Here is a 22,323-nt window from a genome sequence, read left to right as displayed (position 1 = left end):
CACCGGCCAGTATCAGACCCGTCATCCTAAGGTGTGAGCGGCGCGATGCATGGCATCGCGCCGGGAGCCTCGAAGGATGAGCGGTCGGGATGCAGCAGCCGGGCTGTCATCCTTCGAGGCTCGCCCTGCTTTGCAGGACGAGCACCTCAGCATGACGGTCAGCGATCTGAGCGCGCTGCAGCCGACCGCCGCCGCGGCGCCGGCCGCGGCTTCAGCGTCGTATCCGCGGGACTGAGCAGCCGCCCGTCCTCGGCGCGCATCTCGAGCTTCTTCACCGGGCGGCCCTTCTCGCGATCGACCAGAATCGTCGCGATCTCCTCCGGGTGATCGTCGAATTCCTCGCTCCATTGCCGCAGCGCCACCAGGATCGGGAAGGTGCCGCGGCCCTTCTCCGTCAGCACATACTCCTGATACGCGCTGCCGTCGGAAGCGGGGGCGGTTGCCAGAATGCCGTGGTCGACCAGCACACGCAGGCGCGCGGACAAAATGTTCTTGGCCATGCCGAGCTTGTTTTGAAACTGGCCGAAGCGGCGCAGGCCGAACCGCGCCTCGCGGATGATCAGCAGAGACCACCAGTCGCCGATTGCGTCCAGTGATCGCGCGATCGGGCAGGCATCGCCCTCGAAGCTCGTTCGTTTCACCATCGTCTTCGTTCCGTCGTGCCGTGCGTTTTGACATCAGTCACGCGCTTGTGTGGTTGCATCATAAAACCGTAGGCCCTAGATGGCAATCTAGTTTTATGATGCAACCACTGGAGGCGAGCGTGAGACTGAAGAACAAGACGGCCCTGATCACCGGCGGCAACAGCGGCATTGGATTGGCAACGGCGAAACTTTTCGTGGCCGAGGGCGCCAAGGTGGTGATCACCGGGCGCAACAAGAAGACGCTGGAGGCTGCGGCGAAAGAGCTTGGCCCGAACGCGCTCGCGCTCGCCGCCGACGCCACTGACATCGCCGCGACGGAAGCTGCAATCAAGAAGGGCGCCGAAAAATTCGGCAAGTTCGACATCGTGTTCGCCAACGCCGGGATCGCCGGCGGCACGCCGCTCGGTTCGTCGACGCTGGAGGTCTTCGAGAAGGTCATCCGCACGAATCTCACCGGCGTGTTCTTCACCGTTCAGTCGGCGCTGCCCTATCTCAACGATAATGCCTCGATTGTCCTCAACGGCTCGGTGATCTCCGTGCTCGGCATTCCCGGCTACTCGGCTTACGGGGCTGCGAAGGCGGGCGTGCGCGCGATGGCGCGGATCATGGCATCAGAACTGTCGCCGCGCGGCATCCGCGTCAACGTGGTCTCGCCCGGCGCGACCCGTACGCCGATCTGGGGACCTGCGACCGCGACACCCGAAGCCGAGAAAGCGTTCGAGAAGCGGATCTCGCTGTCGACGCCGCTCGGCCGCATTGGTGAAACAGATCACGTTGCGAAGACGGTGCTGTTCCTCGCCTCCGATGATTCCGCGCATGTGCAGGGCCAGGAGATCTTCGTCGACGGCGGCGCGGTCGCTTCTCCGAGCGGCGCGCCGATCTATCGCGGCTGATCAATCTTTGCGAAAATTGAATCGGTCGGCGCCGCGGCAAGCGGTTGCGCCGGCCGGTTCCTTCGTCCTGCGAGACGTTTTTTCTGAACCTTGCGTGAGGCGTTGAACCTTCGCTTGCGCTGCAAAGACACTTTTACGGCAGGGTCACAAGACTCATTTTCAAGGGAGCCCGATATGCCGAAGGCAGCTCGCATTTCATCGTCGATTTCAGCACCGCGTATTTACGCCGAACGTTCCGCCATTCCCGCCAAGCGGTCCGACACCTCCGAGTTCATCGGGGTGGCTCTTTTCTCAGGCATCGGTCTGTTCGTTTCGCTCGTCGCCGTCATTCTCGGCGTTCAGGGCGCCTGGTTTTAATTTCGTCGAACTCTCAGCCGCCGCCGGAGTCCGGCAGCGGCTGGTGTCGGCGTAAGCTTTACGCCGCGCGCAAGCTGGTGGCCGCCTCAAGTGCGCCAGCCACCGCTTTCTCGCGGTGATCCGGACCAACCTGAATACCGTCGGCGAAAATGAACTCGGGGCTGGTGATGCCGATGAAGCCGAACACCCAGCGCAGATAGGTTTCGAGATGCTCACCGAGCGCGGCTGGGCCGTAATAGCCGCCGCGCGAGATAGCCACGATCACGCGCTTGTCGCCGGCAAGACCCTGCGGTCCGTTCGCCCCGTAGCTGAACGTCTTCCCCGCCACCAGGACCCGGTCGATCCAGGCCTTGAGCTGGCTGGGAATGGTGAAATTGTACATGGGTGCGCCGATCACGATGATGTCGGCAGCCAGGAACTCGTCCAGCACCGCCGCGCTCGCGGCAAGATCGGGTCCGAGCTCCGCCGGCGCAGGTGCGCCTTGCGCGGCGGCGAGGTGCGAGCCGGAGAGGTGGGCGAGCGGGGTCTGGGTCAGGTCGCGATAGACGATGTCGAGCGACGGTGTCGACTGCCGGAGCCGGTCGACGATAGCAGCGGAGACCTGCCGGGAGACGGAGTGGGGGCCGAGCACGCTGGAGTCGAGATGGAGGAGTTTCATTTGGGGTCACCCTGGTATATGTTTGTAACCAGAGCTACATGAGTGACTATCGAACCCCCCGCAAGAACGCACTTTTTTGAGCCATGGGCACATCCCTGAAACCTGCACACATTGATTTGCCTGCCTCACCGAGGCCGGATCCCACCCATGCGGACTGCCGCGGGGTCGCCTCCGTGCTGTCCCGCGTCGGCGACAAATGGAGCGTGTTCGTGATCATGATGCTCGGCGATGGGCCGAGGCGCTTCAACGAGCTCAAGCGCATGATCAACGGCATCTCGCAGCGGATGCTGACCTTGACGCTGCGCGGGCTGGAGCGCGACGGCCTCGTCACGCGCACGATCTTTCCGACCATTCCGCCGCGCGTGGACTACGAGCTGACCGATCTCGGCCGCGGGCTGTCGCAGCCCGTCGAGGCACTCGGCAAATGGGCGATGGACCATCTGGCGCAAATCGAGGCTGCAAGGACGCGTTTCGATCAGCGCAACGAAACCTAAAGCAGCGACACCAGACCACCGCCGTGACGCTCGAGCCGGCCGGCGAGCTCCAGCTCCAGGAGCACGATGCGCACGATCGCGGGCGAGGCGCCCGACATCCGTACGAGATCGTCGATCGTGACAGGAGTGGGGCCGAGCAGGCCGGTGATCTGGTCGCGGTCGTGCCCTTGCGGATCGCTCTCGAACGGCTCGCTGTCGGGTTCTCTCGCCGGATGCATCAGCGGCCGCTCCATGATCGGCTGGATCGCGTTGACGACGTCGGCGGCTTCGGTGACGAGCGTCGCGCCCTGCTTGATCAGATCATTGGTGCCGGCGGCGCGCGGATCGAGCGGCGAGCCGGGCACTGCGAACACTTCGCGACCCTGTTCGGCCGCCATGCGTGCGGTGATCAGCGAGCCCGAGCGGTGCGCCGCCTCCACCACGACCACGCCGAGCGCTGCGCCCGAGATCAGCCGGTTGCGGCGGGGAAAGTCGCGGGCGCGCGGCTCGTGGCCGAGCGGCATCTCGGAAATCGCCGCGCCTTCGTGGTCGAGGATCGAGGCCAGCAAATCGCCGTGCTCGGGCGGGTAGATGCAATCATGTCCGCCGGCGAGCACCGCGATCGTGCCGCTTTCGACGCTGGCGCGATGCGCGGCCTGGTCGACGCCGCGGGCGAGCCCCGAGATGATGATAAAGCCGGCCTCGCCAAGCTCGCGGGCAAGCTGACCGGCGAATTTCAGTCCAGCGCCCGAGGCGTTGCGCGAGCCGACGATGGCGATGATCGGCCGCATTAACGTTGCACTGTCGCCGCGCACGGCGAGCAGCGGCGGTGCATCGTCGAGCGTTGCGAGCCGGGTCGGATAACCATCCTCGCCGGGCGCGAGCCAGGCGATGCCGAACCTGCGGCTTGCGGCAAGCTCGGCCTTCGCCTCGTCGGCGCTGCAGATGCGCGCCGAACGCTGCGCGCCACCACGGCTTGCGAGATCAGGCAGCCGCTCCAGCGCCGCGCGGGCCGTGCCGAAATGATTGACCAGCGAACGGAAGGTGCGCGGCCCGATATTGTCGGAGCGGATCAGCCGCAGGCGGTCGAGCCTGTCGGCCTCGGTCAGCTCCACGCTGGGATTGATGGCGTCCACGGCGGCTCCTTGCAGGCGCAGCATGGAACAACCTGAGGGCGTGGGCAACAGTGACGTGCGCTTGCGCGGTCTCGTCGCGATGCTAAAAGCGATGGCAATAAGAAGGGTATTGCCATGATCTCACTCGCCGATCTCCAGCGCCGCATCGAAGCCGGCGAGCTTTCGCCCGAGGCCGCCATCGCGCAATCGCACGCGGCGATCGAGGTCCGGGAGAAGGAGGTCCACGCCTTCGTCCGTCACGACAAGTCTGCGCAGGCGCAAGCCTCCGGTCCGCTGCGCGGCATCGCGGTCGGGATCAAGGACATCATCGACACCGCCGATTTCCCGACCGAGATGGGCTCGGAGATCTATCGCGGCTGGCAGCCGCGCGCGGACGCGCCTGTCGTGATGATGCTGAAGCGGGCGGGCGCCACCATCATCGGCAAGACCACGACCACGGCATTCGCCTCGCGCGATCCGACCCCGACGCTCAATCCGCACAATCTCGGCCATACGCCGGGCGGCTCGTCCTCCGGTTCGGCCGCGGCCGTCGGTGCCGGCATGATCCCGCTGGCGCTGGGCACGCAGACCGGCGGCTCGGTGATCCGGCCTGCGGCCTATTGCGGGGCTGCTGCGATCAAGCCGTCGTTCCGGATGCTGCCGACGGTCGGCGTCAAATGCTATTCGTGGGCGCTCGACACGGTCGGCCTGTTCGGGGCGCACGCGGAAGATCTCGCGCGCGGATTGCTGGCGATGACCGGCCGCACCGAATTCTCCGGCATCGTCGCGGCGAAGGCGCCGCGCATCGGCGTGGTCAGGCAGGAGTTTGCCGGCGCCGTGGAGCCGGCGGCCGAAGAGGGGCTGCAAGCCGCGATCAAGGCCGCCGAGAAGGCCGGCGCCAGCGTGAAGACCATCGATCTGCCGGAGGCGGTACAGGAGGCCTGGCGCGTCCATCCGATCATCCAGGATTTCGAGGCGCATCGCGCGCTCGCCTGGGAGTTTTCGGAGCATCACGACGAGATCGCGCCGATGCTGCGCGCCAGCCTCGATGCGACCGTCGGCCTGACGCCGAAGGACTACGACGACGCACGCCGGATCAGCCGCCGCGGCCGCCGCGAGGTCAGTGAATTGTTCGAGGGCGTCGACGTGCTGCTCACCTATTCGGCGCCGGGCGCGCCGCCGGCCAAGGACCTCGCCTCCACCGGCGACCCCCGCTACAACAGGCTCTGGACGCTGATGGGCAATCCTTGCGTCAACGTGCCGGTGCACAAGGTCGCGGGCTTGCCGATCGGCGTGCAGGTGATCGCGCGATTCGGCAACGATCCCGGCGCGCTTGCTGCCGCGTGGTTCCTGGAGAACGCGTTGACGAAATCAGGCTAGCGCCGGCTCAGGTGCGGGACGAGCGCGTTTGGCCTCCGCGCCTGTCGCGCCTTGCCCGAGCCAGCGCTCCGCGGCCTCGCGCCCGCTCCGGTGCAGCGCGCGAATGAAGCCGCGGCCGAGATCGGTGGATGAGCGCTGCGCCAGACCGTCGACGAAATCTTCCGCGGCGATCCTGGAGAGCCGCAGCGAAGGTGCCGCGTGCGATTGCGTCCATTCGATTGCCGCGATCTCGGCATTGAGGGCGGCATTGGCCGCGATCTGGTCGAGCCGGCGGTCGATCGCGGCGAGCGTGATCGGCACGTAGCTGTCGCGCGCCGGCGTGACCTGGACGAGCAGGATTTCGGAGCTTGTCGTGTCCTGCACGAGCCGCAGCAGCGGCGGATTGCCGCCGAGGCCGCCGTCCCAATAGGCCTCGCCGTCGATCTCCACGGCGCAGTGAACCAGCGGCGGACAGGTCGAGGCCAGCGCGACGTCGGCGGTGATCGCGTCATTGCGAAAAATCTGCTGCTGCCCGTCGCGGATCCGCGTCGCCGCGATCAGAAGCTTCGGGCAACGCGCGTCGCGCAAGGCGGAAAAGTTGATGTCGCGCGACAGCGCCTGCCGCAGCGGATCGAGATCGAACGGATCGAACTGGCCGGAGCGCAGCGTCGGACCGAACGCGACCGAGCTTCCCGCCGGCGAGAAGCCGCCGATCAGCATCAGCGATCGGAACGAGGCCTCGTGCATCAGCCGGATCCAGAACCGGTTCAGCCGCGCGCGCGCGCCTTCACGGCCGCCCTCGGCGAAACCGGAGGCGAGCAGCAGCGCGTTGATGGCGCCGGCGCTGGCGCCGCTGATGGTGTCGATCGCGATGGATGGCTCTTCCAGCAGTCGCTCCAGCACGCCCCAGGTGAAGGCGGCGAAGGTGCCGCCGCCCTGGAGCGCCAGCGACACTTTCTGCGGCGGCCATGGGTTGGCGCGGGGCCGCGCCGGCGCAACTGGTGCGGCCGCGATCACGGCCTCAACCGTCAGAGGAGCTTGCGCGATGCGAGCAGGCTGCGGCGCCGGTGGCGAAACGGACACAGGCTTGGGAGCAGGAAACCGCGAGGGCGCACCGGACCAGATGTCCGTCATCGAGAGCAGCCGGCTTGCCGCCGTGCCCTGCAAGCCACCTTCAACGTGCGCGCCGACAATTTTCTCGCTCATTCTGAGCAACCGCGTAGAGCCATGCCCATGATCAGGGCCAGGCCAGGAACCCGTTCCACCATACAGCCGTGATTCGGCGGCAAGTTGCGAACAGCATTTGGGACATAATGCAGAAGGGGGCCGGCTCGGTATCCGTAGATGCCCGGCTCAGGCCTTCTCGCCGATGCGGCTTTCCTTGCCCGATTGTAGCCGCTTGATGTTCTCGCGATGCGCGTAGAACAGCAGCAGCGTCAGCACGGCTGATAGCGCAGACAATGCAGGCTGGCCGAACCACCACAGGAACATCGGCGTGATGAAAGCCGCCACCAGCGCCGAGAGCGATGAGTAGCGGGTCGTGGCTGCGGTGGCGAGCCAGAGCAGGCAGAACACCACCGCTGCCGGCCAGATCAGGCCGAGCAGGATGCCGATATAGACGGCGACGCCCTTGCCGCCCTTGAACTTGAGCCAGACCGGGAAGAGATGGCCGAGGAAGGCGCCGAGCCCGGCCAGCATCGCGGCATTGGGACCCGCGATGTAACCGGCGATCACCACGGCCGCGGTGCCCTTGAGCGCGTCGAACAGCAGGGTTGCCGCGGCAAGGCCCTTGCGCCCCGTGCGCAGCACGTTGGTGGCGCCGATGCTGCCGGAGCCGATCGAGCGCAGATCCTGTGTACCGCCGAGCCTGGTCAGAATCAGCCCGAACGGAATCGAGCCGAGCAGGTAGCCGATGACGAAAGCCACCGGCAGAAACAATTCAAGCCCCATGTCTGAAAATCCCATGTCTGAAGATCCCATGGCTGCAGCTCCGCACGTCAGACATGCTCGTACACCGTCCGTCCGCCGACAATGGTGCGCACCACGCGGCCTGTAAAGCGGGCCTCGTCGAACGGCGTGTTCTTGCAGGGCGATTTGAGGTCGGCGGGATCGACCACCCAGGGGACATCGGGGTCGATCACGATGACGTCGGCCGGGGCACCTGTGCGCAGGGTTCCGCCAGGCAAGCCCAGGATCTCGGCCGGTCGGGTCGACATCGCCCGGATCAGCGTCTTCAATTCCAGCTCGCCATTATGCACGAGCCGCAAGCCCGCTGGCAGCATGGTCTCGAGCCCGACGGCACCGGGAGCGGCTTCCGCGAACGGCAGGCGCTTGCCCTCGACGTCCTGCGGATTGTGGTCGGACATGATGACGTCGAGGAGGCCGGAGGCGACAGCTGCGACCAGCGCGCGGCGGTCGTCCTCCGTGCGCAGCGGGGGCGACAGCTTCAGGAATGTCCGGTAGGGCCCGATGTCGTTCTCGTTCAGCGCGAGGTGGTTGATCGAGACCGACGCGGTGACGGGGAGCCCGGCATCGCGGGCGCGTTTCAGGACGTCGAGCGAATCCGTGCAGGACAGCGAAGCCGCGTGATAGCGACCGCCGGTAAGCGCGACGAGGCGCATGTCGCGTTCCAGCATCACGGCCTCCGCCGCGTTTGGGATGCCCATCAGGCCGAGCCTCGTGGCGAACTCGCCCTCGTTCATCACGCCTTCGCCGACCAGCTTGGGGTCTTCGGTATAATGCACGATCAGCGCGTCGAAATCGCGCGCGTAGGTCAGCGCCCAGCGCATCACCTGCGCGTTGGTGACGCTCCTGTCACTGTCGCTGAAGGCGACCGCTCCTGCGGCCTTCAGGAGACCGAACTCGGTCATCTCCTCGCCGTGCATGCCCTTGGTGAGCGCCGCCATCGGCAGGATGTTGACGATTGCGGTGTCGCGGGCGCGGCGCATCACGAAGTCGACGGTCGCTGAATTGTCGATGACAGGCTCGGTCTCGGGCTGGCAGATGATGGTGGTGACGCCCCCGGTCGCCGCCGCCTGGCTCGCCGAAGCAAACGTCTCGCGATGGCTGAAGCCGGGTTCGCCGACAAAGGCGCGCATGTCGATCAGGCCGGGTGCCACGATCTTGCCGGAGCAGTTGACGATGTCGGTGCCTTCCGGGACGCCGGCAGCTCCAATGCCGCGGCGGGTCTCGCGGATGGTGCCGTCGGCGATCAGGACGTCGCCGATGCCGTCAAAATCCCTGGAGGGATCGACGACGCGGGCATTGGCAAGCAGAATGGGTCGTCGATCGATCAACATGGGCATCACGCGTTCGGAAGGTTACGGGCGAGCGCTTCCAGCACGGCCATGCGCACGGCGACCCCCATCTCCACCTGTTCGCGGATCAGGGACTGTGCGCCGTCGGCGACCGCCGTGTCGATCTCGACGCCCCGGTTCATGGGGCCGGGATGCATCACCAGCGCATCGGGTTTTGCGTAGGCCAGCTTCTTCTGGTCCAGCCCGAAATAATGGAAGTATTCGGAGGAGGAAGGCACGAAGGAGCCGTTCATGCGCTCGCGCTGCAGCCGCAGCATCATGACGATGTCCGCGCCGTTGAGTCCCTCGCGCATGTCGCGCGCAACCTCAACCCCCATCCGTTCGAGCCCCGGCGGCAGCAGCGTCGAGGGGGCGACGACACGGACGCGCGCGCCCATGGTGTTGAGCAGGATGATGTTGGAGCGGGCGACGCGCGAATGCAGCACGTCGCCGCAGATCGCGACGACGAGGCCTTCGATGCGGCCCTTGTTGCGGCGGATGGTGAGGCCATCCAGCAGCGCTTGCGTCGGATGCTCATGGGCGCCGTCGCCGGCATTGACCACGGAACCGTCGACCTTGCGGGCCAGCAGTTCCACCGCGCCGGAGGCGTGATGCCGGACCACCAGGATATCCGGGTGCATGGCGTTCAGCGTCACCGCGGTGTCGATCAGCGTCTCGCCCTTTTTCATGGACGAAGAGGACACCGACATATTCATGACATCGGCGCCCAGCCGTTTGCCGGCGAGCTCGAACGAGGATTGGGTCCGGGTGGAAGCCTCGAAGAAGAGGTTCACCTGCGTCCGTCCACGCAGGACGGTGCGCTTCTTGTCAACCTGGCGGTTGACCTCGACATATTCTTCGGACAGGTCGAGGAGGCCGGTGATGTCGGCCGCGGAAAGGCCCTCGATGCCCAGCAAATGCCGGTGGCCGAGGACGAAGGTCGATTTCGATGTCATTAAAACGAGAGCTATAGGCGGGGATGGCTGAGGGGGCAAGGGCCAAAGCCGAACCGGTGACTTATCCCCTGATCTGTCTTGCTGGCATTCCGGGGCGATGCGAAGCATCGAACCCGGAACGAGGGAAGTTTCAATGCGCTCCGCTAGCCTGATTTTGATTGTACTTTTAACGGTCGCCTCAATCTCATCCGCCTACGCCCAATCGCTTCCCGGCGGTTTCGTCTATTTGCGCGACATCGACGCCAGCATCGTCCAGGACATCCGCTACGCCACCTCGAACAATTTCGTCGGCCGTCAGCTGGCCGGCTATGGCGCCGGTGAATGCGTGGTGAAGCGTGAGGTGGGGCTGCGGCTGAAGGCGGTTCAGCAGGAACTGGCGGGGCAAAATCTCTCGCTGAAGATGTTCGACTGCTACCGGCCGGCGCGGGCCTCGCTCGACATGGTCAGCTGGTCGCAGAACGGCCACGAGACCGCCGCCGAGCGGCGCTACAATCCCAAAATTCCCAAGACGGAGCTGTTCCGCCTCGGCTACATCGCGAGCCGCTCGCAGCATTCCACCGGCGCGGCGCTCGATCTCACCCTGGTCGATCTCAAAGCCGACAATTCGGGCAGATACGACCCGTCAAAAAGCTATGCCGATTGCACGGCGCCGGTCGAGGCGCGGCTGCCGGAAGGCAGCGTCGACATGGGCACGGGCTATGACTGCACCGACGTGAAAGGGCACACCGCCGCACCGTCGATCAATCCGGACCAGCGCGCCTGGCGCAGGCGGCTGGTGGCTGCGATGGCGAAGCAAGGCTTTGTGAACTATTCGAAGGAGTGGTGGCATTTTTCCCTGCCGGGGACGGGTGGAGCGGCCTATGATTTCCCGATTCCGCCGCGGCGGAACTGATCCCGCGCCGAGAAACAAGATGACCCAGCCCAGCTTCGCGACTCACGAGGTTTTCAACCAGTCGCCGCCGCTCGAGGACGTCGACCTGTTCGCCATGGATCGGCCGCTAGTCGAGGCGGTGAAGGCCAATGGCGGCGCGGCGGCGGAACGGGCGCTGTCGGAGTTCGGGAGGCATTGGGGCTCGGCCGCGATGGCGGACCGCGGGCGCGTCGCGAACGAGAACACGCCGAAGCTGCGGACCTTCGATTCCAAGGGCAACCGCCGCGACCAGGTCGAGTTTCATCCCGCCTATCACGAGCTGATGGCGCACAGCGCGCATGCCGGCCTGCACAATTCGACGTGGACGACGGATGGAAAGCCTACGGGCGATGCCGCCGAGGTCATTCGTGCGGCAAAATTCTACATCGCCGCGCAAGTCGAGACAGGGCATCTTTGTCCGATCACGATGACGCGCGCCTCCGTCGCGGCGCTGGTGATGCAGCCGGATCTGCTCGGCAAGGTGATGCCGGTGCTGTCGACGAAGAGCTATGATCCCGCCTTCGCGCCGTGGTGGGACAAGCGCGGCATCACGCTCGGCATGGGAATGACCGAGAAGCAGGGCGGCACCGACGTGCGCGCCAACATGACGCGGGCGGTGCGCGATGGGGATGCCTATCGCATCACCGGCCACAAATGGTTCATGTCGGCGCCGATGTGCGATGCGTTCCTGGTGCTGGCGCAGGCGGAGCAGGGGCTGACCTGCTTCTTCATGCCCCGGTTTGCACCTGATGGCTCGATCAACGCGATCCAGTTCCAGCGTCTGAAGGACAAGCTCGGCAACCGCTCCAATGCCTCGTCCGAGGTCGAGTTCGTCGGCGCCTATGCGGAAGCCGTCGGCGAGGAGGGCAAGGGCATCCGCACCATCATCCAGATGGTGCAGCTCACGCGCCAGGATTGCGCAATCGCCTCCGTCGGCCTGATGCGTTCGGGGCTCGCGCACGCGCTGCATCACACCCGTCACCGCAGTGTGTTCCAGAAGCATCTTGCCGATCAGCCCTTGATGCAGGCGGTGCTGTCGGACATGGCGCTGCATGTCGAGGCGAGCGTCGCGCTGATTATGCGGCTCTGCCGCGCCTTCGACCGCACGCTGCACGATGCGGCCGACGCCGCCTATATGCGGCTGCTCACGCCCGCGATCAAATACTGGACCTGCAAGAGCGCGCCGGCGTTTCTCTACGAGGCGATGGAGTGCCTCGGCGGCAATGGCTATGTCGAGGACGGCATTCTGGCACGTCACTACCGGGAGTCGCCGGTCAACGCGATCTGGGAAGGCTCGGGCAATGTGATGTGCCTCGACGTGCTGCGCGCGCTCTCGCGCGAGGCGGATGCGGCGATGGCGGTGCTGCAAGGACTTGCGGCTGAGACGAAGGGCTTGTCCGGAGCAGGCGAGGCGATCACTTTCATCGGCGAGAGCTTCCGCCGGGCGGACGGCGAGCGCGTCGCGCGGCTTGCGGTCGAGAAGCTGGCCCTACTTGCCGCAGCCGCCGCGCTCAACGCTGTGTCGCCCCGCCATGCCGAGCTGTTCGCCGTCACTCGGCTCGCGGCCAACCACGCCAGCATGTATGGCGCGGTGGAGCTGGAGAGCGGTGAGATGCGTGCACTGCTGGAGCGGGCGCTGCCTTGAACGGGGCATGCTGGAACCACATCGTCATGGCCGGCACATCCGTCCGAAGGACGGCGTCGCTTCCGTTCACCTACGTCCCGGGCATGACGGTCGCTCGATAGACTGCTTCTAACGAAAGCCCCTAATGGACTCCCTCAATCCCGACCATCCGCCGCTTACCGTGACCCTTGCGACGCCGCGCGTCTGGAAGTTCCTGGGCACGGCGCTGTGGGGCCTGCTCATCTTCGTCGCGATGTTCGTCGGGCAGATCGGCGCCATCGTTCTGCTGGTGGCGCAGCGTGGCCTGCCGATGGACCTCGCCTCGCTTCAGCTCGTCGGCCGCGAGCCGCAGGCGCTTGCGCTGTCGGTGACCATGGGCCTGCCGGCGACGCTGGCCGCGGTGTGGCTGGCCATCCGCATCAAGAAGGCCGCTTTCGCCGATTATCTCGCGCTGCATTGGTCGTCCTGGAAGCAACTCCTGTTCGGCGCCGTCGGGCTTGTCCTGATCGTGGTGGCCTGGGAGACGATGTCGCGGAGCCTCGGCCGCGAGGCGACGCCGGGCTTCATGACCGATCTGCTGAAATCCGGCCGCGACAAGGGCGCAGCCTTCTTCCTGCTATTCGCCTTCAGCGTGGCAGCGCCGATGTCCGAGGAGGTTTTGGCGCGCGGATTCCTCTACCGCGGCTGGTCGGCGAGCTTCCTGCGCGTGCCCGGCGCGATCGTCCTGTCGTCGCTGGTGTGGACGGCGGTGCATCTGCAATACGACATGTACTTCCTCGCCGAGGTCTTCTCCATCGGCCTGTGGTTCGGCTACATGCGCTACCGCAGCAGCTCGCTCTGGCTCACGATCGTGCTGCATGCGCTGAACAATTTGACGGCGGTGGTGCTGACGATGTGGCTGGGGAGCTAGGCCACCAGCGCGATCGCGATCGCGATCGGCATGGTGATTGCCGCCAGGATCGTTTGCAGCGTGATGATCTGCGCCAGCAATGGCGCGTCGCCGCCCATCTGGCGGGCCAGCACGTAGGCGCTGGGCGAGGTCGGCACCGCCGCGCAGATCGCGATGATCGCGAGGTTGGTGCCTGCTAGCCCGAACCAGACGGCAAGCGCCAGCGCGAGCACGGGCATCAGCACCAGCTTGAACGTTACGCCGATCGTCGCGCCGACGCTCGGGCGGAGCAGGCCTTTGAGCTGCAGGCCGGCACCGGTGACGAGCAGGCCGATGGCGAGCGAGGAGCGGCCGAGCGCATCTGCGACCTCGTGCCAGATTTTTGGCAGCGGCAGATGGCCGACGTTGATAACGAGGCCGATCACGCAGGCCCAGATCAGGGGATTGCGGACCAGCGTCATTACGATCGCGCGGGCAGACTGCTTTTCCGGCGCGGCGTAATGGGCCAGCACCGCGACGCTGAACACGTTGACCAGCGGGATGATCGCGACCATAGCGACCGAGGCGAGGGCCAGCCCGACATCGCCGAACATGTTGGCGGAGACGGAGAGTGCGACATAAGTCTGCCAGCGGGTAGCGCCCTGGAAGATCGAGGTGAAGGCGGGACCGTCGATGTCGAGCCGCGCGAGAGCCGGGCGGAGCGCGAGGCAGAGCAGCGACATCGCGAGCGCCGACAGCAGCAACGCGCCGCCGACGCCGGCGACTGGGACCCTGGACAGGTCGGCCTTCACCAGCGTCTGGATCAGCAGCATCGGAAACAGCACGAAATAGGTCAGCCGCTCCAGCCCGTGCCATTGCGTGTCGAGCCGCATCAGGGTGCGCTTCAGCACGACGCCGAGCACGATGAGGATAAAGACCGGGAGGAGCGCCGCGATCACGACGGCCATGGATCAGTCAGGCCCCGGCGCTGCGCGCAGATTGGCGAGCCGGTCGAGCGCGCCTTGCAGGATGAAGATCGCGGCGTGCTCGTCGATCACCTCGGCGCGCTTGGCGCGGCTGACGTCCATGCCGATCAGTTCGCGTTCGACCGCGGCGGTCGACAGACGCTCGTCCCAGAGGCCGATGGGCAGCGCGGTCAGGCCGGCGAGGTTGCGGGCAAACGCCCTGGTCGATTGCGCGCGCGGGCCCTCGCTGCCGTCCATGTTGATGGGCAGGCCGAGCACGAAGCCGACGGCCTTGCGTTCACCGGCAATCGCGAGCAGCCGGGCGGCATCCTGTTTGAAGGCCTTGCGCTGGATCGTCTCGACGCCGGTAGCGAGCCGGCGGTCCGGATTGGAGACGGCAACGCCGATGGTCTTGGTACCCAGATCGAGCCCGACCAACCCGCCGCGTTCGGGCCAGTGGGTTGCAGCATCGACGAGAGGCAGGATAAGAGCCGGCATGGGATTAGCGCATATCACGCGTCGCGCTACGGAGTGAACCCGAAACAATGGATGCGCTGACACTATTTGGCCTGTTCGCCGTGACGGCGATGCTGGTCACTTACGCCCTGGAAGACCGCAGCCACTGGTTCGTGCTGCTGTTCGCGATGTCCTGCGTGCTCGGTTCGGCTTACGGCTTCCTGCAAGGGGCCTGGCCGTTCGGCGTGGTCGAGGCGATCTGGGCGGTCGTGGCGCTGCGGCGATGGCGTCTCAGGCAGCGATGACGTCGTCGTTTTTCTTCAGGCAGGCGGCGGAAAACCCGTTCAGCGCGCTGGTTTGATGCCCGGCGCGGCGCTGGATGAAGAGGGTTTCGACGCGCGCATGCAAGGCGCCGAGCGCGTGGATCGTCACGCTGCCGTTGATCGCGCTGCGTTCGACGACGGCACGCGGCAGCAGCGTCACGCCCATGTCGGCGGCGACACAGCCGATCATGCCGTCGAGCGTGCCGAGCTCGAAGCGTGCGGCTGACGGCCAGCCGAACTCGACAAAAATCTGTTCGAGCCGCTGCCGATAGGTGCAGCCGCTGCGGAACACCAGCGCGGTCGGGCCGGACTCCGGCGTGCCGGCGCGTAGCTCGGCAAGCGTGGCCCAGCGCCGCGCGCTGACCAGCACGAGCTCTTCGCGGAACGCGCTTGTCGCGGTGAGATCGGCATGCGCAATCGGACCCGCGACGAAGGCGCCGTCGAGCGTGCCTTCGAGCACGCTCGCGACGAGGTCGGCGGTGGGCGCGGTACGCAGGCTCAGCCGGACGGCAGGAAAGCGGCGATGAAAGTCCGCGAGCAATGGCGGCAACCGCACCGCCGCGGTGGTTTCCATCGAGCCGATCGCAAGCGGTCCCTTCGGCTCGCCGTCGTCGCGGGCGGCAAGCACAGCTTCGCGTGACAATGCGGCCATCCGCTGTGCGTAAGGCAAAAGGCGCTTGCCCGCGCTCGTCAGCGTCATGCCGCGGCTGTGCCGCTCGAATAGCGGTGTGCCGATCTCGGCTTCCAGCGCCTTCACTCGCTGGGTGACGTTGGACTGCACGGTGTTGAGCTCTTCCGCGGCGCGGGTGATGCCGCCGGTGCGGGCAACCGCCGCAAAGGTCTGGATGTCGCTGAGTTCCATCGTATCGTTTCGCTTTTGAGATGGTTGCGTTCACTGGAAATCATTTTTCCAGAATGTTATTCAAGCCTAGTGTCCGTGTCCAGCCGGGAGGGAGACCATGCCGATCGTGACATCGCTGACCCAGCTGCTGGGACTCACGCATCCGATCCTGTTGGCGCCGATGGATACGATCGCGGGCAGCCGGCTGACGCGGGCCGTCAGCGAAGCCGGCGGTTTCGGGATTTTGGGTGGCGGCTATGGCGACCGGGCCCGGCTCGAGGCCGAGGCAAAGAGATTAAGCGGGTTTGCGCCATTCGGCATCGGCTTCATCACCTGGAGCCTCGCAAAACAACCTGAACTTCTCGACGTTGCGCTGGATGCCAAACCGCAGGCGATCATGCTGTCGTTCGGTGATCCCGCGCCGTTTGCGGCGCGCATCAAGGCGTGCGGGGCGCGCTTGATCTGCCAGGTGCAGAGCGAGGACATGGCGAAGCAGGCGCTCGACGCAGGTGCGGACATCCTGATCGCGCAGGGCACCGAAGCCGGCGGCCATGGCGCATCGCGCACCACCGTCGACATCGTGCCTGTTATCGTCGATCTCGCGGCCGGGCGCGTGCCGGTCGTTGCCGCCGGCGGAATTGCCGATGGCCGCGGGCTCGCGGCGATGATGATGCTGGGCGCCTCCGGCGTGCTGATCGGAACGCGCTTCTATGCGAGCGTGGAGGCCGCCGGTGCGGAGGAAGCGAAGCAGCGCATTCGCGACGCTGATCCCAATGACACGGTGCGCGGCGTCATCGTCGACTGGTCGCGCAGCCTGTTCTGGCCGGCTCCGTTCACCGCGCGAACGCTGGTCAACGATCATATCAGGCGCTGGACCGGCCGCGAGATCGAGCTGATGCAGCGCGCGGCCGAGGTGACCGTTGAGTATGCTGCGGCAAGGGCCGCGGGCAATTTTGAGGTCGCCGCGGTCTTTGCCGGCGAGGCTGTCGGCCTGATCCATGATATTCCGCCCGCCGCCGAGATCGTCGAACGTATCGCGACCGAGGCCGAGCAACTGCTAACCGGCCGGCGTAATTCCATGGCACCGCTTGCCTGAACCACGAGAGAGCAAAACCATGTGGCCTGACCGTCGATTGATCGACCTCTTCAAGACCGAATTTCCGATCGTGCTGGCGCCGATGGCTGGTGTGATGGATGCGGAGCTGGTGATCGCGGCCGCGCAAGGCGGGGCGCTGGGTTCGCTGCCGAGCGCGATGCTGTCGCCGGATAAGGCGCGCGAGCAGGTCAACATCATCCGGCAACGCGTCTCCGCGCCGGTGAACATGAACTTCTTCTGCCATACACCGGTCGAGCTCACGGCAGAGGCGAAGGCGCGCTGGAAGCATCGCCTCGCGGGCTACTACAGCGAGCATGGCCTCGATCCCGCCGCACCCATCAATGCCGCAAACCGCGCACCGTTCGACGCCGGCTTCTGCGAGGTCGTGGAGGAGTTGAAGCCGGAGATCGTCAGCTTCCATTTCGGCCTGCCCGAGGACGCGCTGCTCAAGCGGGTCAGGGCGGCAGGATGTCTCGTCATCGCCTCGGCGACCACGGTGAGGGAGGCGGTCTGGCTCGAGCAGCACGGCGCTGACGCGGTGATCGCACAAGGTGCGGAGGCTGGCGGCCATCGCGGCATGTTCCTGACCGACAAGATCTCGGAACAGCCCGGCACCTTTGCTCTGGTGCCGCAGGTGGTCGACGCGGTGAAGGTGCCAGTGATTGCGGCCGGCGGCATTGCGGATGGCCGCGGTATCGCGGCGGCGTTTGCGCTCGGCGCGGCCGGCGTGCAGATCGGGAGCGCCTATCTGCGTTGTCCGGAATCCAAGGTCAGTGCGGCGGCCCGCGCGGCGCTCGCCGAAGGACGGGACGATTCCACCATCATCACCAATGTCATGACCGGGCGGCCGGCGCGCGGCGTCCAGAACCGTCTGATGCGCGAGGCCGGCCCGATCTCGCCGGATGCGCCGCCATTTCCCCATGCCGCAACGGCGCTCGGACCGCTGAAGGCGGCTGCCGAGAAGCAGGGCAGGGTGGATTTCACCAATCTCTGGGCTGGCCAGGCCATTGCCTTGGGCCGCGAGGTCCCGGCGGCCGAATTGACCCGGGATCTCGCCAGATCGGCACTTGCCCGGATGAAGGCGCTGGCCGGCTAGTCCCCAGCCCCGGTTGCGGCGCAAAAGCGGCCTCTGCTATACGGCACATAGGTTTTGCCGTGAGAGGCCTTATATTATGTCCGTCGACGCCGCTACCGTCCGCTGCATCGCGCATCTGGCGCGCATTGCTGTTTCCGAAGGCGAGGTTCCGCATCTGCAGGGCGAGCTGAACGCCATGCTCGCCTTTGTCGAACAGCTCTCGGAGGTCAATGTCGAGGGCGTGGAGCCCATGACTTCGGTCACCCCGATGCAGATGAAGAAGCGGCAAGACGTGGTCAACGACGGCGAGATCGCCGACGATATCGTTGCCAATGCGCCGGCGACCGAAGGTCACTTCTTTCTTGTGCCCAAAGTGGTCGAGTAATTCTCAGGACGCTGTCCGATGTGCATGCTTTGCGATGACGAGAAGGCCTATCAGGCCTACATGAACTATCTCGACAAGATGGAGAGGCAGGGCAAGGCTGCCGACCCCAACGTCGCTGTCAATGCCGTGCTCGACGAGATCGAGGCGGCTGCGAAAGCGGCCGCCAAGAAAGACGACCCGGCCAACGACAAGTCCCTGTCTCCATTCTTCTGCAGCCCGATCAATAAATGACCGATTTGACATCGCTGACGCTCGCCGAAGCCCGCAAGGGCCTCGCGGCCAAGACTTTCACGTCACTCGAGCTGACCGATGCGCATCTGAACGCGATCGAAGCCGCGCGCGTGCTCAATGCTTTCGTCATGGAGACGCCGGATCAGGCGCGTACAATGGCGCGCGAGGCGGATGCCAGGATCGGGAAAGGCGATGCGGGGCCGCTCGCCGGCATTCCACTTGGCATCAAGGACCTGTTCGCGACCAAGGGCGTGCGCACCACGGCGTGTTCAAAAATCCTCGGCAATTTCGTGCCGACCTACGAGTCCACCATCACCTCGCAGCTCTGGCGCGACGGCGCGGTGATGCTGGGCAAGCTCAACAATGACGAGTTCGCGATGGGCTCGTCGAACGAGACCTCGTGCTTCGGCCCGGTCGGCAATCCCTGGCGGCGCGACGGAAGCAACACGACGCTGGTGCCGGGCGGCTCGTCCGGCGGCTCGGCCTCTGCGGTGGCCGCGCTGCTCTGCATGGGCGCGACCGCGACCGATACCGGCGGCTCGATCCGTCAGCCGGCGGCGTTCACCGCGACCGTCGGCATCAAGCCGACCTATGGCCGCTGCTCGCGCTGGGGCATCGTCGCCTTTGCCTCCTCGCTCGACCAGGCCGGTCCGATCGCGCGCAGCACGCGCGATGCCGCGATGCTGCTGCGCTCGATGGCCGGCCACGATCCGAAGGACACGACCTCGGTCGATATCCCCGTGCCGGACTATGAGGCCGCGATCGGCAAGTCCGTGAAGGGCATGAAGATCGGCATTCCCAGGGAATACCGTCTCGACGGCATGCCGGCCGAGATCGAAAAACTTTGGGAAGCGGGCGCGGCCTGGCTGAAGGCGGCCGGCGCCGAGCTGGTCGAGATATCGCTGCCGCATACGAAGTACGCGCTGCCGGCCTATTACATCGTGGCGCCGGCGGAGGCGTCCTCCAACCTCGCGCGCTACGACGGCGTGCGCTACGGTTTGCGCGAGCAGGGCAGGAATATCAACGAACTCTACGAGAACACCCGTGCTGAAGGTTTTGGCGCGGAGGTGAAGCGCCGCGTCATGATCGGTACCTACGTGCTCTCGGCCGGCTATTACGACGCCTACTATTTGCGCGCCCAGAAGGTGCGTACGCTGATCAAGAAGGATTTCGAGGACTGCTTCGCCAAGGGCGTCGACGCGATCCTGACGCCAGCGACGCCGTCGGCGGCCTTCGGCATTGGCGAGAAGGGTGGGGCCGACCCCGTCGAGATGTACCTCAACGATATCTTCACGGTGACCGTGAACATGGCGGGGTTGCCCGGCATCGCGGTGCCCGCCGGCAAGGACGCGCAGGGCCTGCCGCTCGGCCTGCAGCTGATCGGCCGGCCCTTCGACGAGGAGACGCTGTTCTCGCTCGGCGAGGTGATCGAGCAGGCGGCCGGCCGCTTCACGCCGGCGAAATGGTGGTGAATATGGCGGCGTATATCGCCAGCCTCGACGGCGCCGCGCCGGCGCCGGATCTCAGCGCGCCGCTCGCCGGCCTGTGGTGGGCCGCCAAGGGCGACTGGGACCAGGCGCACAAGATCGTTCAGGACGAGGGCAGCCGCGAAGCCGCCTGGGTGCACGCCTATCTGCACCGGGTCGAGGGCGACCTCGGCAATGCCGGCTATTGGTATCGCCAGGCCGGCCAGCCGGTGGCGAAGGATTCATTGCAGGCGGAGTGGGAGCGGATCGCTGCCACGCTGCTCGGGAGCAAGACATGAGCACGGCCACGCACAAGCTTCTCAAAGGCGCCACCGGCGACTGGGAGATGGTCATCGGCCTGGAGATCCATGCCCAGGTGACGTCGAACTCAAAACTGTTCTCGGGCGCCTCGACCGCGTTCGGCGGCGAGCCGAACAGTCACGTATCGCTGGTCGACGCCGCGATGCCGGGCATGCTGCCCGTCATCAACGAGGAATGCGTCAGGCAGGCTGTCATCACCGGGCTCGGCCTCAATGCGCAGATCAATCTGCGCTCGGTGTTCGACCGCAAGAACTATTTCTATCCGGACTCGCCGCAGGGCTACCAGATCAGCCAGTACAAGTCGCCGATCGTCGGCGAGGGCGAGGTCGTTGTCGAACTGGACGGCGGCAAGACCGCAACCATCGGCATCGAGCGACTGCATCTGGAGCAGGACGCCGGCAAGTCGCTGCACGACCAGTCGCCAACCCTGTCCTATGTCGACCTCAACCGTTCCGGCGTCGCGCTGATGGAGATCGTATCAAAACCGGACATCCGCGATGCCGAGCAGGCCAAGGCCTATGTGACCAAGCTGCGCTCGATCCTGCGCTATCTCGGCACCTGCGACGGCGACATGGAGAAGGGAAGCTTGCGCGCCGACGTCAACGTCTCCGTGCGCAAGCCGGGCGCGCCGCTCGGCACCCGCTGCGAAATCAAGAACATGAACTCGATCACCTTCATCGGCCAGGCGATCGAGTACGAGGCGCGGCGCCAGATCGAAATCCTCGAGGACGGCGGCGCGATCGACCAGGAGACCCGGCTCTACGACCCCAACAAGGGCGAGACGCGGTCGATGCGGTCCAAGGAAGAGGCGCACGACTATCGCTACTTCCCCGATCCCGACCTTTTGCCGCTGGAGTTCAGCCAAGAGTTCGTCGACGGGCTGAAGGCGAAGCTGCCGGAGCTTCCGGACCAGAAGAAGACGCGCTTCGTCGCGGATCTCGGCCTGTCGGCCTATGACGCGAGCGTGCTGGTCGCCGAGCGCGAGAGCGCGGTGTTCTACGAGACCGTGCTGGAGAAGCTCGCCAACCGCGCGCGCGACGGCAAGGTCGCCGCGAACTGGGTCATCAACGAGCTGTTCGGCCGTCTCAACAAGGAAGGCCGGGATATTACGGGCACTCCGGTTGGCGCCGAGCAGTTGGCTGCGATCATCGACCTGATCGGCGAGGGCACCATCTCCGGCAAGATCGCCAAGGATCTGTTCGAGATCGTCTGGCAGGAGGGCGGCGATCCCCGCGCGCTGGTCGAAAGCCGCGGCATGAAGCAGGTGACCGATCTTTCGGCGATCGAAAAGGTGGTCGACGACATCATCGCGGCCAATCCCGACAAAGCCGCGCAGGTCAAGGACAAGCCGCAGTCGCTCGGCTGGTTCGTCGGTCAGGTGATGAAGGCGTCCGGCGGCAAAGCCAACCCGCAGAGCGTCAACGACCTGCTCAAGTCCAAGCTCGGCATCTGACTTCGCGCGTTCGAACGAGGTGACGGACACGCGTCGTCACCTCGCTTTCGGTTCGCGATGCGATGCTCGCGCGCATCCTCGGCGGCAAACTTCATCCTGATCGACCGCGATACGCCGACCGAATCGCCGCACGCGATTCGCGCAAAACGGCGGCTTGCACACGCTCTGACGAGCGCTCGCGGCGTTAATCATGAAAATATTTTCGTTGCCAAAAGTCGCGACTCAGAGTCCGCGAAGCGCCTTCGCGAGGCCGTCGCGGGATTGGAGATGCGCGTCGTCGCGACGATCGCGCGCGATGTGTGCGTGCAGAAAAATACTTGCTGCATAGTGTTTCCTGCAATTGCATCTCTCGCGGAAGCTGATGCGGCGGGCACTCTCCGCGATCGCAAGCACACGTCATGCAGTGCGCTTGCATCGCGCTCGCCAAGCGCACGCGTCTTTGCTCGTCAACACTTCTTTAAGCGAGACGCTGTTTTTTTCGTTGTGTTGGTGTATTCGGGATGAGTGTGCACTCGATCCCCGACTGCATGCAGCGATTAAGCCATCTCACACATCGGA

General features: G+C 65.6%; 25 protein-coding genes. 15 read left to right on the top strand and 10 right to left on the bottom strand.

Annotation, left to right across the window (positions count from 1 at the left end):
- Nucleotides 1-158: 158 nt before the first annotated feature.
- Nucleotides 159-644, bottom strand: coding sequence for a winged helix-turn-helix transcriptional regulator (locus ABIB00_RS15585; RefSeq protein ID WP_354104954.1), 486 nt, complete (start codon nt 642-644; stop codon nt 159-161).
- 119 nt (nt 645-763) lie between these two features.
- On the opposite strand from ABIB00_RS15585, the gene ABIB00_RS15580 reads away from it, so the two are divergent.
- Together ABIB00_RS15580 and ABIB00_RS15575 are read left to right on the top strand one after the other, a co-directional pair.
- A complete protein-coding gene (locus tag ABIB00_RS15580; protein WP_354104953.1) occupies nt 764-1,537 on the top strand; it encodes an SDR family oxidoreductase in 774 nt (257 codons plus the stop codon).
- 174 nt (nt 1,538-1,711) lie between these two features.
- Nucleotides 1,712-1,894 (top strand): hypothetical protein, encoded by a 183-nt coding sequence (locus tag ABIB00_RS15575; protein WP_247340638.1) that lies wholly within the window; start codon nt 1,712-1,714, stop codon nt 1,892-1,894.
- Between the two features lie 58 nt (nt 1,895-1,952).
- Here the strand turns inward: ABIB00_RS15575 and ABIB00_RS15570 are convergent, their stop codons facing one another.
- Nucleotides 1,953-2,552 (bottom strand): FMN-dependent NADH-azoreductase, encoded by a 600-nt coding sequence (locus ABIB00_RS15570; protein ID WP_354104952.1) that lies wholly within the window; start codon nt 2,550-2,552, stop codon nt 1,953-1,955.
- 83 nt (nt 2,553-2,635) lie between these two features.
- Between ABIB00_RS15570 and ABIB00_RS15565 the strand changes: the two genes are divergently transcribed.
- Nucleotides 2,636-3,046 carry a winged helix-turn-helix transcriptional regulator gene (locus tag ABIB00_RS15565; RefSeq protein ID WP_354104951.1) on the top strand — a complete coding sequence of 137 codons (411 nt, stop codon included), beginning with the start codon at nt 2,636-2,638 and terminating at the stop codon, nt 3,044-3,046.
- Here the strand turns inward: ABIB00_RS15565 and dprA are convergent.
- On the bottom strand, nt 3,043-4,185 hold the full coding sequence (dprA, locus tag ABIB00_RS15560) for a DNA-processing protein DprA (protein ID WP_354104950.1): 1,143 nt from the start codon (nt 4,183-4,185) through the stop codon (nt 3,043-3,045). The genes ABIB00_RS15565 and dprA overlap by 4 nt on opposite strands.
- 90 nt (nt 4,186-4,275) lie before the next feature.
- Here dprA and ABIB00_RS15555 point away from each other — a divergent pair, with 90 nt between their 5' ends.
- The gene (locus ABIB00_RS15555; protein ID WP_354104949.1) at nt 4,276-5,520 is read left to right on the top strand and encodes an amidase; all 1,245 of its coding nucleotides are present in this window, start codon (nt 4,276-4,278) and stop codon (nt 5,518-5,520) included.
- Here ABIB00_RS15555 and ABIB00_RS15550 read toward each other — a convergent pair.
- The 4 genes from ABIB00_RS15550 to ABIB00_RS15535 all read right to left on the bottom strand — a co-directional run bounded on the left by ABIB00_RS15550 (nt 5,512) and on the right by ABIB00_RS15535 (nt 9,751).
- Complete coding sequence (locus ABIB00_RS15550; protein ID WP_354104948.1) at nt 5,512-6,705, bottom strand: patatin-like phospholipase family protein; 1,194 nt, start codon at nt 6,703-6,705, stop codon at nt 5,512-5,514. The two genes, ABIB00_RS15555 and ABIB00_RS15550, sit on opposite strands and share 9 nt — an antisense overlap.
- A 147-nt stretch (nt 6,706-6,852) precedes the next feature.
- Complete coding sequence (gene plsY / locus ABIB00_RS15545) at nt 6,853-7,449, bottom strand: glycerol-3-phosphate 1-O-acyltransferase PlsY (RefSeq protein ID WP_354104978.1); 597 nt, start codon at nt 7,447-7,449, stop codon at nt 6,853-6,855.
- Nucleotides 7,450-7,496: 47 nt separating this feature from the next.
- Nucleotides 7,497-8,798, bottom strand: a complete 1,302-nt coding sequence (locus ABIB00_RS15540) for a dihydroorotase (protein WP_354104947.1) — start codon at nt 8,796-8,798, stop codon at nt 7,497-7,499.
- Between the two features lie 5 nt (nt 8,799-8,803).
- Nucleotides 8,804-9,751, bottom strand: coding sequence for an aspartate carbamoyltransferase catalytic subunit (locus ABIB00_RS15535; RefSeq protein ID WP_354104946.1), 948 nt, complete (start codon nt 9,749-9,751; stop codon nt 8,804-8,806).
- 133 nt (nt 9,752-9,884) lie between these two features.
- Between ABIB00_RS15535 and ABIB00_RS15530 the strand changes: the two genes are divergently transcribed.
- The 3 genes from ABIB00_RS15530 (at nt 9,885) to ABIB00_RS15520 (ending at nt 13,195) form a co-directional block, all read left to right on the top strand.
- Nucleotides 9,885-10,643, top strand: coding sequence for a M15 family metallopeptidase (locus tag ABIB00_RS15530; protein ID WP_354104945.1), 759 nt, complete (start codon nt 9,885-9,887; stop codon nt 10,641-10,643).
- Nucleotides 10,644-10,662: 19 nt separating this feature from the next.
- Nucleotides 10,663-12,306 carry an acyl-CoA dehydrogenase family protein gene (locus ABIB00_RS15525; protein ID WP_354104944.1) on the top strand — a complete coding sequence of 548 codons (1,644 nt, stop codon included), beginning with the start codon at nt 10,663-10,665 and terminating at the stop codon, nt 12,304-12,306.
- Between the two features lie 124 nt (nt 12,307-12,430).
- Nucleotides 12,431-13,195, top strand: coding sequence for a CPBP family intramembrane glutamic endopeptidase (locus ABIB00_RS15520; protein ID WP_354104943.1), 765 nt, complete (start codon nt 12,431-12,433; stop codon nt 13,193-13,195).
- On the opposite strand, the gene ABIB00_RS15515 is transcribed toward ABIB00_RS15520, so the two are convergent.
- Complete coding sequence (locus ABIB00_RS15515) at nt 13,192-14,121, bottom strand: AEC family transporter (RefSeq protein WP_247340624.1); 930 nt, start codon at nt 14,119-14,121, stop codon at nt 13,192-13,194. The genes ABIB00_RS15520 and ABIB00_RS15515 overlap by 4 nt on opposite strands.
- Before the next feature lie 3 nt (nt 14,122-14,124).
- Complete coding sequence (ruvX, locus tag ABIB00_RS15510) at nt 14,125-14,616, bottom strand: Holliday junction resolvase RuvX (protein WP_247340622.1); 492 nt, start codon at nt 14,614-14,616, stop codon at nt 14,125-14,127.
- Nucleotides 14,617-14,663: 47 nt separating this feature from the next.
- On the opposite strand from ruvX, the gene ABIB00_RS15505 reads away from it, so the two are divergent.
- Nucleotides 14,664-14,879: a hypothetical protein gene (locus ABIB00_RS15505; protein ID WP_354104942.1), complete on the top strand. Its 216-nt coding sequence runs from the start codon at nt 14,664-14,666 to the stop codon at nt 14,877-14,879.
- Here ABIB00_RS15505 and ABIB00_RS15500 read toward each other — a convergent pair.
- Nucleotides 14,866-15,759 (bottom strand): LysR family transcriptional regulator, encoded by an 894-nt coding sequence (locus ABIB00_RS15500; protein WP_354104941.1) that lies wholly within the window; start codon nt 15,757-15,759, stop codon nt 14,866-14,868. The two genes, ABIB00_RS15505 and ABIB00_RS15500, sit on opposite strands and share 14 nt — an antisense overlap.
- Nucleotides 15,760-15,856: 97 nt before the next feature.
- Between ABIB00_RS15500 and ABIB00_RS15495 the strand changes: the two genes are divergently transcribed.
- The 7 genes from ABIB00_RS15495 to gatB all read left to right on the top strand — a co-directional run bounded on the left by ABIB00_RS15495 (nt 15,857) and on the right by gatB (nt 21,765).
- The gene (locus ABIB00_RS15495; RefSeq protein ID WP_354104940.1) at nt 15,857-16,834 is read left to right on the top strand and encodes an NAD(P)H-dependent flavin oxidoreductase; all 978 of its coding nucleotides are present in this window, start codon (nt 15,857-15,859) and stop codon (nt 16,832-16,834) included.
- Nucleotides 16,835-16,853: 19 nt separating this feature from the next.
- Nucleotides 16,854-17,930, top strand: a complete 1,077-nt coding sequence (locus tag ABIB00_RS15490) for an NAD(P)H-dependent flavin oxidoreductase (RefSeq protein ID WP_354104939.1) — start codon at nt 16,854-16,856, stop codon at nt 17,928-17,930.
- Nucleotides 17,931-18,006: 76 nt separating this feature from the next.
- Nucleotides 18,007-18,294, top strand: a complete 288-nt coding sequence (gatC, locus tag ABIB00_RS15485; RefSeq protein WP_354104938.1) for an Asp-tRNA(Asn)/Glu-tRNA(Gln) amidotransferase subunit GatC — start codon at nt 18,007-18,009, stop codon at nt 18,292-18,294.
- 18 nt (nt 18,295-18,312) lie between these two features.
- Nucleotides 18,313-18,525 (top strand): hypothetical protein, encoded by a 213-nt coding sequence (locus tag ABIB00_RS15480; protein WP_007611210.1) that lies wholly within the window; start codon nt 18,313-18,315, stop codon nt 18,523-18,525.
- Nucleotides 18,522-19,997 carry an Asp-tRNA(Asn)/Glu-tRNA(Gln) amidotransferase subunit GatA gene (gene gatA / locus ABIB00_RS15475; RefSeq protein WP_247444297.1) on the top strand — a complete coding sequence of 492 codons (1,476 nt, stop codon included), beginning with the start codon at nt 18,522-18,524 and terminating at the stop codon, nt 19,995-19,997. The genes ABIB00_RS15480 and gatA overlap by 4 nt, the downstream gene beginning before the upstream one ends.
- A complete protein-coding gene (locus ABIB00_RS15470) occupies nt 19,988-20,290 on the top strand; it encodes a hypothetical protein (RefSeq protein WP_247340609.1) in 303 nt (100 codons plus the stop codon). The genes gatA and ABIB00_RS15470 overlap by 10 nt, the downstream gene beginning before the upstream one ends.
- A complete protein-coding gene (gene gatB / locus ABIB00_RS15465; protein ID WP_354104937.1) occupies nt 20,287-21,765 on the top strand; it encodes an Asp-tRNA(Asn)/Glu-tRNA(Gln) amidotransferase subunit GatB in 1,479 nt (492 codons plus the stop codon). Before ABIB00_RS15470 ends, gatB begins: the two co-directional genes overlap by 4 nt.
- The last annotated feature ends 558 nt before the right edge of the window (nt 21,766-22,323 follow it).

The sequence above is a fragment of the Bradyrhizobium sp. LB14.3 genome, from assembly GCF_040547985.1.
GTDB lineage: Bacteria > Pseudomonadota > Alphaproteobacteria > Rhizobiales > Xanthobacteraceae > Bradyrhizobium.
This window is presented reverse-complemented; position numbering and strand designations above follow the sequence as displayed.

Coding starts and splice junctions, on each gene's coding strand:
- ABIB00_RS15535 (WP_354104946.1), bottom strand. CDS start 9,751: ATGACATCGAAATCGACCTTCGTCCTCGGCCACCGGCATTTGCTGGGC.
- ABIB00_RS15570 (WP_354104952.1), bottom strand. CDS start 2,552: ATGAAACTCCTCCATCTCGACTCCAGCGTGCTCGGCCCCCACTCCGTC.
- ABIB00_RS15480 (WP_007611210.1), top strand. CDS start 18,313: ATGTGCATGCTTTGCGATGACGAGAAGGCCTATCAGGCCTACATGAAC.
- plsY (WP_354104978.1), bottom strand. CDS start 7,449: ATGGGGCTTGAATTGTTTCTGCCGGTGGCTTTCGTCATCGGCTACCTG.
- ABIB00_RS15525 (WP_354104944.1), top strand. CDS start 10,663: ATGACCCAGCCCAGCTTCGCGACTCACGAGGTTTTCAACCAGTCGCCG.
- ABIB00_RS15470 (WP_247340609.1), top strand. CDS start 19,988: ATGGTGGTGAATATGGCGGCGTATATCGCCAGCCTCGACGGCGCCGCG.
- ABIB00_RS15490 (WP_354104939.1), top strand. CDS start 16,854: ATGTGGCCTGACCGTCGATTGATCGACCTCTTCAAGACCGAATTTCCG.
- ABIB00_RS15530 (WP_354104945.1), top strand. CDS start 9,885: ATGCGCTCCGCTAGCCTGATTTTGATTGTACTTTTAACGGTCGCCTCA.
- ABIB00_RS15520 (WP_354104943.1), top strand. CDS start 12,431: ATGGACTCCCTCAATCCCGACCATCCGCCGCTTACCGTGACCCTTGCG.
- gatA (WP_247444297.1), top strand. CDS start 18,522: ATGACCGATTTGACATCGCTGACGCTCGCCGAAGCCCGCAAGGGCCTC.
- gatB (WP_354104937.1), top strand. CDS start 20,287: ATGAGCACGGCCACGCACAAGCTTCTCAAAGGCGCCACCGGCGACTGG.
- ABIB00_RS15550 (WP_354104948.1), bottom strand. CDS start 6,705: ATGAGCGAGAAAATTGTCGGCGCGCACGTTGAAGGTGGCTTGCAGGGC.
- ruvX (WP_247340622.1), bottom strand. CDS start 14,616: ATGCCGGCTCTTATCCTGCCTCTCGTCGATGCTGCAACCCACTGGCCC.
- ABIB00_RS15495 (WP_354104940.1), top strand. CDS start 15,857: ATGCCGATCGTGACATCGCTGACCCAGCTGCTGGGACTCACGCATCCG.
- ABIB00_RS15575 (WP_247340638.1), top strand. CDS start 1,712: ATGCCGAAGGCAGCTCGCATTTCATCGTCGATTTCAGCACCGCGTATT.
- ABIB00_RS15585 (WP_354104954.1), bottom strand. CDS start 644: ATGGTGAAACGAACGAGCTTCGAGGGCGATGCCTGCCCGATCGCGCGA.
- dprA (WP_354104950.1), bottom strand. CDS start 4,185: ATGCTGCGCCTGCAAGGAGCCGCCGTGGACGCCATCAATCCCAGCGTG.
- ABIB00_RS15505 (WP_354104942.1), top strand. CDS start 14,664: ATGGATGCGCTGACACTATTTGGCCTGTTCGCCGTGACGGCGATGCTG.
- ABIB00_RS15500 (WP_354104941.1), bottom strand. CDS start 15,759: ATGGAACTCAGCGACATCCAGACCTTTGCGGCGGTTGCCCGCACCGGC.
- ABIB00_RS15515 (WP_247340624.1), bottom strand. CDS start 14,121: ATGGCCGTCGTGATCGCGGCGCTCCTCCCGGTCTTTATCCTCATCGTG.
- ABIB00_RS15555 (WP_354104949.1), top strand. CDS start 4,276: ATGATCTCACTCGCCGATCTCCAGCGCCGCATCGAAGCCGGCGAGCTT.
- gatC (WP_354104938.1), top strand. CDS start 18,007: ATGTCCGTCGACGCCGCTACCGTCCGCTGCATCGCGCATCTGGCGCGC.
- ABIB00_RS15540 (WP_354104947.1), bottom strand. CDS start 8,798: ATGTTGATCGATCGACGACCCATTCTGCTTGCCAATGCCCGCGTCGTC.
- ABIB00_RS15565 (WP_354104951.1), top strand. CDS start 2,636: ATGGGCACATCCCTGAAACCTGCACACATTGATTTGCCTGCCTCACCG.